Consider the following 14,583-nt stretch of genomic DNA (forward strand, 5'->3'; position numbering starts at 1 on the left):
GAGGAAATCGAGAAGTCAAGAAAGGCTTTTAGGTCGCCGCGGTTCTCCATTGAGAATCGAATTAAAAAGAGATGGCAAGTGCGAAAAAACATCCTAAAAGCAGGGGAAAAAGACGTAGGACTCGAAAAAGAAAACTGTGAAAAAGAAAACAAATGAGAAATTGTATGTAAGAAACCATAGAAGGAGGATGGCATTTTGCAAAAAATGAATCGACGGACCTTTTTGAAGGTCGGCGCAACCGCTGGAGCGGCCATGATGACCGGCGGCTGTTTTCTGTGGCCTGAAAACATTCCCCCCGCCGTGCGTCAGGGCAAGGCGCTTTATGACGTGTTAATTATCGGCAGCGGCGGCGGTGGCATGCGGGCCGCTTTGGAAGCGTCAAAGACGCCAGGTTTGAAGGTGGCGGTCATGACGAAGATGGCGCCTACCCGCTCAGCGACAACCATGGCCCAAGGGGGCATCAACGGGGCGGCGCGGACGACGGACTCCAAGGATTCGCCGGAAGTACACGCCTTTGATACCGTAAAAGGAGCCGATTATCTTTGTGACCAGGATGCGGTGGAGTATTTTACGGAAAAAGCGCCGGAAATTCTTTTTGAGCTGGATTATCAGGGCATTGCCTTTAACCGTCAGGAGGACGGCCGTTTTCATCAACGGAAGATGGGCGGCAGCACCTATGCGCGCGCGGCCTACTCAGCGGATATCTCTGGACACGCAGTGCAGCATACCATGTTTGAGCAGTGCTTGAAGGCCAATATTGACTTCATTTCCGAGTGCCAGCTGCTGGAAGTCGTGGCGCCGGAAAACCGTCTCAGCGGCGTGGTAGCGCTCGATATGCGCAGCGGCACAGTGCTGCCGATTGCCGCGAAAAGCGTTATCATTGCTACCGGTGGTTACGGGCGTGCGTATTGGGTGCGCACTTCCAATCCCTATAGCTCTACTGGCGATGGTATTGCAGCGGCTTTGCGCGCCGGCATTCCTTTCAAGGATCCGGAAATGGTGCAGTTCCATCCTACCGGCTTGGCCAGTAATGGCGTTTTAATGTCTGAATCCAGCCGCAGCGAGGGTGCGTATCTTCTCAACAAGAACGGCGAACGTTTTATGGCTAAATATGCGCCGAAAGCCATGGAGCTGGGACCGCGGGATTTGGTCTGTCAGTCGGTGGAAAAGGAAATCCTAGAAGGACGGGGCATCGGGGAAGGTCTCAGTGCCGCTGTGTACTTAGATTTCCGCCACATTCCTAAGGAACGTATTATGGAGCGCCTCTTCCAGGTTCGTCAGCTGGCGCTGAATTTTGAGGGAGTCGATGTGTTTGAAAAGCCGGTGCCGATTCGCGGTACCTGCCATTATTCCATGGGCGGCATTGACGTCGTGGATTACAAGACCTGCGCTACCAAGGTGCCGGGGATTTTTGCAGCCGGAGAATGCTCCTGTATTTCCGTGCATGGCGCCAACCGTCTGGGCGCCAACTCCTTGACAGAGGTGCTGGTTTTCGGCAAAACCGCCGGCGCCGGAGCGGCAGCCTATGTCAAAGGAGCGGCGTATGCAGACTCCAAAGAGGACCTGGCTGCAGGCGTAAAACGGTGGGAGGCGCAGTTTGCCGCCGCTACCGGGCGCGGCAGCGGCCCGTCGGTGGCCAGCATTCGGGACCGCATGGCTCTAACCATGTGGAACAATGCCGGGATTTTCCGCAACGAACAGGGACTGAACCAGGCGTTGAGGGATATTCAAGGTTTGCAGGAAGAATATAAGACCGCCTTTGTGGGCGATTCCAGCCGCGTCTATAATACGGCCTATATGAATTACCTGGAAATCGGCAACCTGCTCCAAGTTGCTCAAGCGATTGTGCTGGGGGCGCTGGCGCGCAAAGAAAGCCGCGGCAGTCACTCGCGCACCGATTTTGCCAAGCGGGATGATAAGAATTTTCTGCAGCACACCTTAATCAGCCGGGCCGGGGACGGCTTTAAGACAGAATACCGTCCTGTGGTTGTAACCAAGTACAAACCGGTAGAGAGGACGTATTGAGATGGCGATAACTTTAAAAATAGAGCGTTTTCTAGATGGAAAAACGTGGATGCAAGATTATGCGGTGGAACTGGAAAAAGGCATGACCGTCTTGGCGGCGCTGCTGAAAATCAAGGAAACCGTTGATCCGACACTGACTTTTACCGCTTCCTGCCGCTCCAGCATTTGCGGCGCTTGCGCCGTTCGGGTCAACGACAATGCCGTCTTAGCCTGCGAAACGCTGCTGGAAGATTTGGTAAAGCGCTACCAAACGCAAACGCTGACTCTCGCGCCCTTGGGGAATTTTAAAGTATTGCGCGATTTGGCCGTGGATTGGCAGCCGAAATACGAGCGGTTGAAAAAGATTAAGCCCTTTTTGCAGCCGAAAAACGAATTCAGCGCTGCTGAAGGCTGCCGTCAGACGCTGGAGGCCTTTAAGAAGATCAGCAAGAACTCAGAATGCATTCTTTGCGGTTCTTGTGTATCAGAGTGCAATAAATGTACTGCTGACAGCAGCGACTTTTTCGATCCCTTCGTTTTCGCCAGGGCGCAGAAATTTGCCGCTGATTCCCGGGATAGCGATCCGGCGGCTCATTTGGTGCCGGCTGTGCAGGACGGAGGCCTCTGGAAGTGTATGAACTGCCAGGAATGTACTACTAAGTGTCCCAAAGGCTTGAAGCCTGCGGAAGACATTGAAAAGCTGCGCATCGCTACCTTTCGGGAGAAGATGTATCGCGGAATAGGGCCGTCTCATGCGTTGGCTTTTTACGATGATATTAAAGACACAGGGCGTCTTAATGAGGCTATGCTGGCTGCGAAAAGCGAAGGCATTCAGGCAGCCTTGCGCATTCCTGTAGCGTATCGACTGCTGCGGGCCGGCAAGTTGGCGCCTTTGGAAAAACATGAAGCCATCGCTGAGATTCAGAAGGTGCGGACCATTATGGTGGCTGCGAAGGAGGACAAAGCATGAAGTACGCCTTTTTTCCAGGCTGCGTGCTCCGCGGCGCTGCAAGTGAAGCGTTTTTAGCTACCGTAAAGGTGACGGAAGCCTTAGGGATTGAATTGGTGGAAATTCCTAGTTGGACTTGCTGCGGGGCGTCGCATTTGCAGGATGTGGACGAGCTGACGGCGCTGTCCGTTAACGCACGCAATCTGGCGATTGCCGAAAGTATGGGCCTGCCGCTGTTGACGGTATGCAATACTTGTACGCTGCAGCTGCGCCGGGCTAAAGCAGCCCTAGACGCTGATGCGGAGTTGAAAAAGAAAGTGAATGCCTTATTGGCTCCGGCAGGGTATGAATACAAGGGCACCGGCAAGGTAACCCATTTGCTGTGGGAACTGGCTTCGCAGCCGCAGCTGCTGGCGGGGAAAGTTGCCAAGCCTCTTAACGGTTGGAAGGTGGCGTCCTATTACGGTTGCCACTTGCTGCGACCGCCGGAAATCATGGGATATGAAGACTGCTTCCATCCGCAGTCGCTGGAAAATGTGATTACCGCCTTGGGGGCGCAGCCGGTCGACTTTGCCTGGAAGCTTAAATGCTGCGGCTTCCATGCGTTTTGGACGGCGGAAGCCGACGTGATGAAGGTGACCGGACAGGCGGTGGACAGCGCGGTCAAAGCTGGCGCCGAGGTAGTAGTAACGCCTTGTCCGCTTTGCCAGATGCAGCTGGACATGTACCAGCCGGAAGGGCGGGAAGCCGCCAAGACCAATGCGGAGCTGCCTATCTTGCATTTGCCGCAGTTGATTGGCTTGGCTTTGGGACTGACCAAGGAAGAGCTCGGCCTGGCGCGGCACATTTCGGCGACGGCAAAGTTGAAGATTTAAAGGACGAATCATAAAATAAAATATAAAGAAAAGTGTCACCTCAGCGGCCAGTAGGCCAGCCGGGGTGACACTTTTTTCTATACCAGAAATTATAAGTTTTTACGTAATAAACGGCGGCATAACTGTATTTGAGACAAGATTGCCGCGCGACTCGCAAAAACAGGAGTCGACAGCAGTTCCGCGAACTCGCTGGCGCTCAGACATACGGAACTTTTCTCCGTCGGCTTCTGCTTTTGCGTCCTGCGGACCGTCTTGCTCCAAAAAAGTCTCAAATATAGTCATCGCCGCGTAGCTTTAGTCGTTTCCTCAGTTTACTCACTCTACTCCTGTTAAATTCCGTAATCCTCCATCGTGCCCTCTCGCGACTCCGGTTTTCTTTTTCAATCCCGGTTTTTTGGTTCCTACAGCCAGATGGGAATGTCTTTAGCCGGAGGCGCGTTCTTTTTAGCAGTCGGAGGAGTTGGCGTACCGGTTGTTGGCAGCGGCGGCAGAAGTTGTGTTTGCGGGGTGCGCAGCACTAAGTCGGTAAAAAATTGCATGGCTGGAGAAAGGTACTTGTTTTTGTGATACACAATCTTGAAGGTGCGCACAAAGGATAAGCCTGAAACAGGGACGATGGCCAATTCGCCCCGGGCAGCTTCTTTGGCTACCGCCAGGCGGGAGATGACCGTGTGCCCCAAGCCGGCGGCAACAGTAGCTTTGATGGTTTCGGCGTTGTTGTAGCAGCCTGCTAGCTTCCAGTTCAGGTCGGCGCTGGTCATGGCGGCTTCGAAGAGTTCGCGGGTGCCGCTGCCTGCTTCGCGGACAATGAAGGAAGCTCCTTCCAACTGGGCGGCGCGGATGCTTTTTTCTTTCGCCCAAGGATGCTGCGGCGCGCAGACAAGCACCATCTCATCTTCTTGGAAATTTTGTGTTACCAGCCAGGGCGATTGAATTTTTCCTTCGACCAAGCCCAGATCCAGACGGTCTTCTAAAAGATCGTTTTCAATGACGCTAGTATTATTGACGTAAGACGTAACTTCAATATCCGCCTTGGCGGCGCTCAGGCGGTGTAATAATGGTCCTAATAAGTAAGTGCCAACGGTGACGCTGGCGCCCAGCCGTAAAATGCCGTGTTCGCTGACTTCGCGCATGGCGGCGGCGGCTTCCTGGTTGAGATTGACAATGTGTCTGGCGTAGGTAAGCAGGCGCTTACCGGGCTCGGTGAGATACAAGCGGCGTCCTAACCGCTCAAAAAGTTTAACTTGATAATGGCTTTCCAGTTCGCCAATGGCCTGGCTGACGGAAGGCTGAGCCACAAAGAGCGCTTTGGCGGCGGCAGTCATGCTACCGCTGTCGCAGACTTGTAAGAAGATGGTTAAATGCCGGAATGTCATCACACACCTCCATAGGTAATTTATTATCGATTATATAAAATTATAGTATTTTACATATAAACCGACAAAGGGTATGCTGGATTTGAATACGAAAGGAGCGAAGAACTATGAAACAAATACCGGGAATTATGTTGGCGCTGCTCTTGGCGGTGCCGGCGTGGCTGTTAGGACAGGCGGTTCCATTGGTTGGAGGTCCTGTGTTTGCGATTTTGCTGGGGATTTTGCTGGCAGGCTGGAAGCGGCCAGAGCGTGTGGAAGCGGGGCTGCGTTTTACCGGCAAGAAAGTGCTGCAGTTGTCGATTGTCTTGTTGGGTTTTGAAATGAATTTGCACTATGTCTTGCAGGTGGGTGGACAGTCACTGGTAATTATTGTCGCGACACTGAGCGCGGCTTTTTTAACGGCTTGGCTGGTAGGACGCTGGCTGCGCCTACCGGGAAATACGACGGTTCTTATTGGGGTAGGTACCGCGATTTGCGGCGGTTCGGCCATTGCCGCTACGGCGCCGGTGATTGGCGCTAAGACCCAGGATGTGACCTATTCGATTTCGACGATTTTTCTTTTCAACATTGTTGCGGTATTTTTGTTTCCCTTTTTAGGACATCTATTGGGTTTGGGAGATGCAGGCTTTGGCATGTGGGCTGGCACCGCCATTAACGATACCTCTTCCGTAGTGGCGGCAGGCTACTCTTATAGTGATGCTGCGGGAAGCTACGCTACGATCGTCAAGCTGACGCGAACACTGATGATTATCCCGATTACCTTAGCGCTTGGTTTATATCAGGCAAAAAAATCCAGACAAGCAGGAGAAGGGTTTTCCTTAGGTCGTATTTTTCCGCTTTTTGTTTTGGGTTTTCTGGCTGCTTCTATTGTTAGCACCAGCGGTGTTTTGGGAGAAACAGCGGCGCATTTTCTGGGGCAGGCGGGTAAATTCTGTATTGCCGTAGCCATGGCGGCCATTGGCCTTAATACGCGCCTTGGAGAACTGGTTAAAAACGGCTTAGCGCCTATTTTGCTCGGCTTAGCTTGTTGGGCGGCGGTAGCGGTAGTGTCGCTTCTTTGCCAGCATATGATCGGTTTGTGGTAGGGAACTGCTGGCCTTGTCAAAAGGTCTCGGAATAGCGTCGCTGTTCTGAGACCCTTTTTTATGTTTGATGAAAAAATCATTGCAAAGCGGTTGCTTTAGAAAGGTAGACAAATAAGAACAATGTTGATAAAATACTTGTAGATAATTATTATTCTTCAAGGAGAGCATCAACATGAATGAGTCAGTAGTTTTGTACCAATGCCCGGATTGCGGTTATATTGTAGAGGTTGTGAACCCGGGAAGCCCGGAGTTGATTTGCAGCGGCGAAGCGTTCGCGGCGACTTGTGTAGAGGTAGCGGCTGGGTTGGAGTGTTGCGGCAAGAAGATGGTTAAGCTGGAATCTAATACTGTGGAGGCTTCCCAGGAAAAGCATTTGCCTGTAGCTGAATGGCTGGCAACGGGACAAGTGGAGGTCAAGGTGGGAGCAGCAGCTCACCCCATGACTTCGGAGCATTGGATTCGCTGGATTTGGGCCGTGGCTGACGGTCAGGTGCAGCGGGTGGAACTGGAGCCGGAACAAAGTCCTGAGGCTGTCTTTAGCGTGAAGGAGGCAGGGGATGTTGTTCTTTATGCCTACTGTAATTTGCATGGTTTATGGAAAACGTTGCTGCCTCGTTGACTCTTTTTGAAGAAAAGTGATATCCTTTACTAAACATAATAAATTATAGGAGGCTATTCAAAGTATGAGCAATTTAAAAGGAACGAAAACAGAAGCAAATTTACAGGCGGCGTTTGCCGGTGAGAGTCAAGCTCGCAACAAGTATACATATTATGCAGCGGCGGCTAAAAAAGAAGGGCTGAATCAGATTGCCGCTCTTTTTGAAGAAACTGCTAACAATGAAAAAGAGCATGCTAAAATTTGGTTTAAGTTACTTCATGACGGTATGCCGAAAACTGCCGAGAATCTCTTGGATGCTGCAGAAGGCGAAAACTACGAGTGGACTGATATGTACGCTTCTTTTGCTAAAACTGCCAAGGAAGAGGGCTTTGAGAAAATCGCGTACCTTTTTGAAGCGGTAGGAGAGATCGAAAAAGAACATGAAGAGCGCTATCGCAAGTTGTTGGCGAATCTAAAGGAAGAAACCGTTTTTGAGCGGCCTGAAGAGCAACGTTGGCAGTGCGCTAACTGCGGTCATATTCATGTAGGCACGAAAGCTCCCGCTATTTGCCCGGTTTGCGATCATCCCCAGGCGCATTTCCAAATTCTCGCTACGAACTACTAAAAAGGAGCCGCAGATTTATTCACATCTCACGCTTGAGTAGATCTTTTTCCGTCAGCCTTTGTCAGAAAGCCTCGGCATAGCGCCGCTATGCCGAGGCTTTCTTTCGCGTCTGACAAAAAAGGTAGACGTCGGTTGCTATGCATTCCTTAGATTCTCAGCGGAGACCGGATACTTGCCTTCCTTGGCGTATCCGGCATTGGGTACATCACGTACCGTCAGGCGCATCCAGCGCCGTCGTAGGCGGAGCGTTCATTAAGTCAGCGGCTCCTTAAAAAGATAAGAGTTTAAGGAAAAGTGAAACGGAGAGCTTGCTCAAATGGCAAGCCCTCCGTTTTTGTTATGAAAACTTCAGTCTTTGGATTTCTTTTGTGGCTGGTCAAATTTTAAACTTCGCCACTGTTTCACGGAGTTCTTCCGCCATGCAAGACAAGGCTTGGCTGGAAGAGGCGATTTCTTCCATCGAGGCGGATTGTTCTTCGGTGGCGGCGGAGACGGTCTGCGTTTGCTCGCTAGTTTTACGGCTGTGTTCATCAATGGTGCGAATGGAAGAGACCATGGCTTCATTTCCTTTGGTGATAGCGCTGAAAGCTTCGGACATAGCCGTAACCTGTTCGGAAATGGAGGTAATGAAGGAAGAAATTTCTCGGAAGGAGTCGCCCGCTGTTGCGACCACATGATTTCCTTGTTCTACTTCTTTCGTGCCTGCATTCATGGCGGCTACTGCTGTTGCCGTTTCGCTTTGAATTTCGCCGATCAATTGGGCGATTTTCTTGGCTGCTTCTTGGGATTGTTCCGCCAGCTTTCGTACTTCTTCGGCGACAACAGCGAAGCCGCGGCCTTGTTCGCCCGCTCGGGCCGCTTCGATGGCGGCATTTAGGGCCAGCAGATTGGTCTGGCTGGCAATGCCGGAAATCGTGTCGATGATCTGACCGATTTCCTGAGAACGCGCTCCTAGGTTAGTTACCACTTGCGCTGAGCGGCTGACAGATTGAGAAATGGCTGCCATTTGCTGCGTGGCGGCGGCAATGGAGGCATCCCCGCTAGCGGCGGCTGTAGAAGTGCTGGTTACCGTAGCGACAATTTGCGAGCTGTTTTTTGCTAAATTGTTGATGTGCAGAGATGTTTCTTCTACGGTATGCAGAGCGTCTTGCATGCTATGCTGTTGTGCGTCGGCACTGCTCGCTACCAGGCTGATTGACTCGGCTACTTGGTTGACAGCTTGTGCGGACTGGTCGGTGCTGGCCGTCAACTGCTGCGAGGAAGCGGCTAACTGTTCCGAAGACTGAGCGACCCGTTGGACCAAGTGACGCATGTTTTCCGCCATAGAAGCAAAATTGGCGCTTAAGAGTTGTAATTCATCGGCTGAGTCAGAGCGCGCAGAAGCTTGGTTCCCGGAGGCGACGGTTAAATCGCCTTGGGCCATGAATTCGACCTGCTCGTTGAGGCGAGTGATGGGACGAATGAGCCGTCTGGCGGCAAAGGCTCCTGCTGCGCAGGTAAGAACTAGAATGATTAGGCTAAGACCGATGGAGATGAAGGTAAAGGCGGATAGTTTAGCCGTTACTTCTTCTTTCGGAACTTCCAGAGCCAAGCTCCAGCTTGTACCTTCGATGGGGGCGTACGCCAGATAATGAGAGCCGCCGACGGCGTCATATTGGCCTAGGCCTTCTTCGCCGCGGGTCATTTTTTCGCCAAGCGCTTTTATTGAGGCAGGGATGGCTTCGTCTTTCAACAGATTTTGCTTCATGACTTTTTCCTTATCAGGATGGCTGATTAAAAGACCGTCTTTTTGGATCATGAAAGCAAAGCCGCTTTGGGCAAACCGAATTTCTCCAAGACGTTTCATCAAGGTATCTACGGTCAGGGTGCCGCCGATAACGCCGGTGATTTGGCCGTTTTTCTTGATCGGTGCGACGATAGAGATAACCGTCTTTCCTTCGACTTTGGAAATAATGGGGTCTGTAATCAAGGGCTTGCCAGTACTCATGACTTGCTTGAAATAAGCCCGGTCGGCAATGTTCGTACGGTCGCCGGTAGAATGAATCGCTCGTCCTTGGGTATCAACCAGCCAGAAACGTAAAAAGTTCGGATTGCGTTTGGCTTCTTCCCGTAAGAAGGCTAGAGCGGCATCGGTATCGCCGTTAACAATACTGGGCATCGTTGAGAGGAGCGAGACTTCCTGTTCGCTGGCGTTTAACCATAAGCTGACTTCTTTGGCATAGCCTGTGGACTGCTCGACTAATAACTCTTCGGCATCGTTGATTAAAATACTCCTAGCATTGTAATAGTTGGCAAAGCCAAGAATACTAAGGGAAAGCAGCAGACCGCAAATGACGAAAAGAATTACTTTGGCGGTTAGGCTACTTTGGATCTGTTTACAAAAAGACACTTTTTATCACCCCGATTGTTAAATTATAGTCATCGTAACAAAAGATGTGTTGTTTAGCAATAACTATATAATAAAATGGGCATCTCTTGGCAAGAGATGCCCAGAAAAAAGCTTTTATTTACCAGAGGCGTTGGGGAACTCCAGGACCTACAGGCAGTCCCATGAGATACCAGAAGATAAACAAGGCGTACCACATGGCGAAGAAGGAAAGGGCGTAAGGCATCATCAAGGATAAATAGGTGCCGATGCCGGATTCTTCTTTGTACTTTTTCAGCGTGTCCAAGAAAAGAGGCAGGAAGGGATTAACAACCTGAATGGTGTTGAAGGCGCCGTCGCCAGCTCGGAAGGCCACCTGGATGAATGCGGGGTGGTAGCCTAAAAGCATGAACATAGGCACGAACACCGGCGAAAGCAGCGACCAAATGGCGGAACCGCTAGCGATAAAGAGCCCCATGAATTGGCCGAAAAGCATAAAGCAAAGGAGAGCCGGTAAGCCGGTCATGCCGATACTTTTCAAAAATTCTGCTCCAGAAGTAGCAATAAGAGTAGAAATGTTTGTCCAGCTAAAGGCGGCGATAAACTGGGCAATGGCGAAAACCATGACCAAGAAACCAGCTAGGCCGCGAACGCATTCGGTCATCATTTTGACGTCGTCGTCGCCGCTTTTGATGGTGCGCGCTTTGATACCGTAGGTTAAACCGACTGTAAGGAAAAAGAGAAAGAGCAGCGGCACGATGCCTTTAATAAAGGGAGAGCCAGGAATGCCGCCAGTTGCAGGATTGCGCAAAAGCGCCCCTTCAGGAGCTACCAGAGCGACCAGGATGGCAACAAAAATCAGTGCGCTCCAACCGGCTGCTTTTAAAGAAGACAACTGGAGGCCGGAGGGTTTTTCCAAGACAACCGTTTGGTCACCGATGTATTTGCCCATGCGGGGCTCTACAAATTTTTCCGTGACAATAGTAGTTAAAATTGCTAAATAGAAAACGGCAAAGCACATGAAATACCAGTTGTCTACTGGCGTGACGACCATGTTGGGGTCGACAATTTTAGCGGCTTGCGTCGTAATGCCGGAGAGCAGTACGTCGGTGGTGACGATTAAGATATTAGCGGTAAAGCCGGAGTAAATCGCCGCCAAAGAACAAGCGAACCCGACGAAGGGATGCCGACCCATCGAATAAAAGACCATCGCCGCAATCGGCGGGACGACGACAATAGCGGCGTCCGAGGCCAAGTGACTCATAAAACTCATGATAATGATCGTAAAAGTAATAAAACGCTTAGGAATGGTATGTATAGCAGTTTTAATCAGGCTTTCCATGAGACCGGTTTTTTCAACTAAACCAATGCCCAGCGTTAAAACCAGAATCATGCCGAGGGGAGGAAAGTTAATGTAGTTTTTGACCATGTCGGTCATAAACCAATGCAGCCCTTCTTGGCTAAAGAGGCTTTTGATAGGAATGACTTTGTGCGTCAGCGGATGAATGGCAGTTACATTTTGAGAAGCCAATACAGCAGATAAGGCGGCCAAAGCAAAAATAAGCAAGAGGAATAAAATAGCCGGATTGGGCAAGCGGTTGCCGACGACTTCCAAGCCGCGCAAAAAGCTGCCCCGATTGTCTGTTGTGTCAGACGCATACGAGGGATGACTCATAATAAACAGATCCTCCTTTGACGTAAATGATTAGTGCGCAATGCGGTTAAGTTGGAAAAGAAAGAGCGGAAAACGTCACCTCCCAAAAGGATTTTTAAGGACATTTCCTAAAAATCAAGAAAAAACAGGCGTTTTAACAGTGACTTCCGGTTGTTTTAATGCCAGCAAAGCCGTCTGATACAAAATAGCTACGCCGTGAAGCAACGCCGCTTCGTCGATTTCAAAATAAGGACTGTGCAGGCCGTGATTTTCTTTGTCCTTGAAGCCGCAGCCCAGCCAAAAGAAGCTGCCGGGAACTTGCACTAGGTATTTGGAAAAGTCTTCGGCTGCTAAGACCGGCTTGACTTCGGTGTGCACCTGGTCAGCGCCGAGAACGTTTATGGCCGCTTGTGTCAAAAGCGCGGTAGGCTGGGGCCAGTTGTTAAGAACCGGGTATCCATGCTGATAATTAAGACGGTAAGAGCCTCCTTGGGAAGCAGTCATACCAGCGAGAATACGATCAATTTTAGTGGGCAAGGTACTGCGTACCGATTCCGAAAGCGTACGGACCGTTCCTTCTAGGGATACTTCTCTGGCAATGACATTATAACGGTCGCCACCGTGAATTTGGCCGATGTTGATGGTTGCCGTCTCTAAAGGATCTAATTGGCGGCTTAAGATGTGGCTGATGCCCTGCAACACGTCGGCGGCAATGGTAATGGCGTCAACGCCATGCTGCGGCTGACCGGCATGAGCGCCTTCTCCGAGAATGGTAATGCTAAGCCGATCGGAAGCCGCCATCAGAGCGCCTGGACGCAAGCCGATTTCGCCGCAAGGGAGGTCCGGCCACAGGTGCAGGCCAAAAATGGCGGAAACGTCATCAAGAAGACCTGCTTCCAGAAAGAAATGAGCGCCTCCTTCGGGAGCGGCTTCTTCGGCGGATTGGAAAAAGAGTTTCACAGTGCCGGCCAATTGCCGTCGATTATTGTGCAGCAAGCTGGCTAAGCCGAGTAATATGGCCATGTGGCCGTCATGGCCGCATGCATGCATGGCGCCTTCATGCTCGGAATGGAATTCGGAGTCTACTTCTTCACGGATGGATAGGGCATCCATGTCGGCGCGAAAAGCAATGACAGGACCGGGCTGACCGCCGTGAATCACAGCACACACTCCGTGGTGGCTGCTGAAAGTTTGCACGGAGAGCCCGATCTTTTGCAATTCCGCGGCAACCGCTTGGGACGTTTTTTCTTCTTTGTAGCTGGCTTCCGGGATGCGGTGCAGCTGTCTGCGCCAAGCAATCAGTTGACGTTCCAGTTGAGTCAGGGTCGATTTGTCAAACATAATAAGCACCTCTGTGTATAAACGTTAGAAAGCGTCGTTCCTTATGCACTTGCAGAACCCAATTGTTCTTTTTTGTGCTTTCTTAAACGTATCATACCATACATTTAAAGACGTTTTAAAGACATTTCCAAAAATAAAACCAAAAAAATAATGAAAAAACAGAAAAAATACAAAATCCAAAAAAATAGAGCCCTCCACTTTCGTGAAGAGCTCCGTTGCTCATTGCTTTAAATTATCCTTAGTATATACTTCCTGAATGGTAGTGTCAACCCTCAGACGAGGTTTCGCCGGTTGCCGGCTGTAGAAGTTTTTGCCAATGAATGGAGTATAGCTTGCGGGGCCGGCCTTTACTGAGCAGTTCTTCACCAGTGACATCGGCTAAGCCTTGGTGCGTTAAGGTTGTCAGCAAGCGACGGGCGCTGCGCGTGGTAATGCCCAGGTGAAACGCCAGATCGTCCGCAGCCAGAGTGTCGCGTTTCAGTTGGTCTAAGGCAGCGAATAATTTATTGACAGTAGTGCGGCTGAGACTCAGCTTTTCGGCAAAATGCTGGCAAACCGAATCACTGGCGCGCAAAGAATATTTTAAATGCGTAGGGGAGCTGAGGGGGCCGACGGCCTCCCGGCTGTCGGTAACCGCCATCCATAAGCCTTTGCCGGCACGTTTCGCCAGACCCAAGGCGTGAAAGGCGTTTTCTTCCGCCACATAGGCAGTAGGCCCAAAGCCGATACCGCCGCTGACTTTCGCGCTGACGTGACGGGTGATTTCGTCGAAACAGGGCAGGACGGTCAATTCCTCTGTCCATTTTTCCAGAATGCCTCGCGTGGAGTAGAGCGTGTATTGACCATCGCCGCGGACAACGATGGAGCCTTGCAGTTGTTTGGCGTAATCTACCAAAATTTCATAAAGGCGCAGTTCTATTTTTTTGGCGGCATAGCTGGAAGAATTGCGCACCATATCGTCGTAGTCGTCAATCGTAATTTGCTGAATGGCCAGTTGTCCGCCTTTAAAGCGTTCCGCCCGCACCGCATTCAGGGCCACTTCGATGGTAGTGCGGATGTTGCTGCGCGTAGGCCAGATGCGGAAAACCGGCACGCCAAGTTCTTTGAGCTTTTCATACGTAGCTAAGTAGCAGGTGACGGCAATATGGCTTTGGCCGCTTTGCCAGAGCTGGTAATGATAGTCGGTTAGCTCGGCGGCGGTGACAATATCTTCGGTTTCGTGCAGGAACAGCTTTGGCAGAGGCATGTTGGCATCCAGAAAGGTTTCTTCGATTTCCTGGCGGTTGAAGGTGTCAAAGCTGATGCTATCTACTTCTAAATGAGCCATATGCGTGATCTGCAATAGCGCCCGATAGAGGCTGGAGCCGATATGAGGAATATAGAAGCAGGGGATGTTTAGACCGAGGCGTTGCGCATGTTTATAAGGAGAGATGCCGGAGAAAAGCCAGAAATCAAACTCCTCCAAGTGCTGCTGGACAATGTCAGGCACTTCTGCGGCGTTTTTGTAGACAAAAGGAGTGGATACGATCTGGTCCTCCCATTCTAAAGCGACAGGATACGTTAAAGCGACTGAGTCGGCAGGGCCGACCAAAGCCAGGCGAAGTTTTTCCATACGTAATACCTCTATTCTTTAGCCGATGTTGGATTACTTCTTGATTTAATACGTATTCGCCTTTAACTCTAAAATTCCTGTAAAAAAAGACCCACCGGC

General features: G+C 50.8%; 11 protein-coding genes. 6 read left to right on the top strand and 5 right to left on the bottom strand.

What is annotated here, in order from left to right:
- Positions 1-204 precede the first annotated feature (204 nt).
- The 3 genes from C508_RS0100395 to C508_RS0100405 are packed head-to-tail and all read left to right on the top strand — an operon-like array spanning position 205 to position 3,828.
- Complete coding sequence (locus C508_RS0100395; RefSeq protein WP_039796527.1) at positions 205-2,025, top strand: FAD-binding protein; 1,821 nt, start codon at positions 205-207, stop codon at positions 2,023-2,025.
- 1 nt (position 2,026) lies between these two features.
- Positions 2,027-2,974, top strand: coding sequence for a succinate dehydrogenase/fumarate reductase iron-sulfur subunit (locus C508_RS0100400; protein WP_018701555.1), 948 nt, complete (start codon positions 2,027-2,029; stop codon positions 2,972-2,974).
- Positions 2,971-3,828, top strand: a complete 858-nt coding sequence (locus C508_RS0100405; protein ID WP_018701556.1) for a CoB--CoM heterodisulfide reductase iron-sulfur subunit B family protein — start codon at positions 2,971-2,973, stop codon at positions 3,826-3,828. Before C508_RS0100400 ends, C508_RS0100405 begins: the two co-directional genes overlap by 4 nt.
- Before the next feature lie 401 nt (positions 3,829-4,229).
- On the opposite strand, the gene C508_RS0100415 is transcribed toward C508_RS0100405, so the two are convergent.
- Entirely contained in the window at positions 4,230-5,204 is a 975-nt protein-coding gene (locus C508_RS0100415) for a LysR family transcriptional regulator (protein ID WP_018701558.1), read from the bottom strand.
- 107 nt (positions 5,205-5,311) lie between these two features.
- Here C508_RS0100415 and C508_RS0100420 point away from each other — a divergent pair, with 107 nt between their 5' ends.
- The 3 genes from C508_RS0100420 to rbr all read left to right on the top strand — a co-directional run bounded on the left by C508_RS0100420 (position 5,312) and on the right by rbr (position 7,512).
- Positions 5,312-6,289 (top strand): YeiH family protein, encoded by a 978-nt coding sequence (locus C508_RS0100420; protein WP_018701559.1) that lies wholly within the window; start codon positions 5,312-5,314, stop codon positions 6,287-6,289.
- Between the two features lie 172 nt (positions 6,290-6,461).
- Positions 6,462-6,908, top strand: coding sequence for a desulfoferrodoxin family protein (locus C508_RS0100425; RefSeq protein ID WP_018701560.1), 447 nt, complete (start codon positions 6,462-6,464; stop codon positions 6,906-6,908).
- A gap of 64 nt (positions 6,909-6,972) precedes the next feature.
- A complete protein-coding gene (gene rbr, locus C508_RS0100430; RefSeq protein WP_018701561.1) occupies positions 6,973-7,512 on the top strand; it encodes a rubrerythrin in 540 nt (179 codons plus the stop codon).
- 376 nt (positions 7,513-7,888) lie between these two features.
- Here rbr and C508_RS0100435 read toward each other — a convergent pair whose 3' ends face one another.
- The 4 genes from C508_RS0100435 to C508_RS0100455 form a co-directional block, all read right to left on the bottom strand.
- Positions 7,889-9,901, bottom strand: a complete 2,013-nt coding sequence (locus C508_RS0100435) for a methyl-accepting chemotaxis protein (RefSeq protein WP_018701562.1) — start codon at positions 9,899-9,901, stop codon at positions 7,889-7,891.
- Positions 9,902-10,019: 118 nt separating this feature from the next.
- The gene (locus C508_RS0100440; RefSeq protein ID WP_018701563.1) at positions 10,020-11,552 is read right to left on the bottom strand and encodes an AbgT family transporter; all 1,533 of its coding nucleotides are present in this window, start codon (positions 11,550-11,552) and stop codon (positions 10,020-10,022) included.
- A gap of 114 nt (positions 11,553-11,666) precedes the next feature.
- Positions 11,667-12,872 (bottom strand): M20 metallopeptidase family protein, encoded by a 1,206-nt coding sequence (locus C508_RS0100445; protein WP_018701564.1) that lies wholly within the window; start codon positions 12,870-12,872, stop codon positions 11,667-11,669.
- A gap of 265 nt (positions 12,873-13,137) precedes the next feature.
- Positions 13,138-14,484 carry a helix-turn-helix domain-containing protein gene (locus C508_RS0100455; RefSeq protein ID WP_018701566.1) on the bottom strand — a complete coding sequence of 449 codons (1,347 nt, stop codon included), beginning with the start codon at positions 14,482-14,484 and terminating at the stop codon, positions 13,138-13,140.
- Between the last annotated feature and the right edge of the window lie 99 nt (positions 14,485-14,583).

This window comes from Anaeromusa acidaminophila DSM 3853 (genome assembly GCF_000374545.1).
In the GTDB taxonomy this organism is placed as follows: domain Bacteria; phylum Bacillota; class Negativicutes; order Anaeromusales; family Anaeromusaceae; genus Anaeromusa; species Anaeromusa acidaminophila.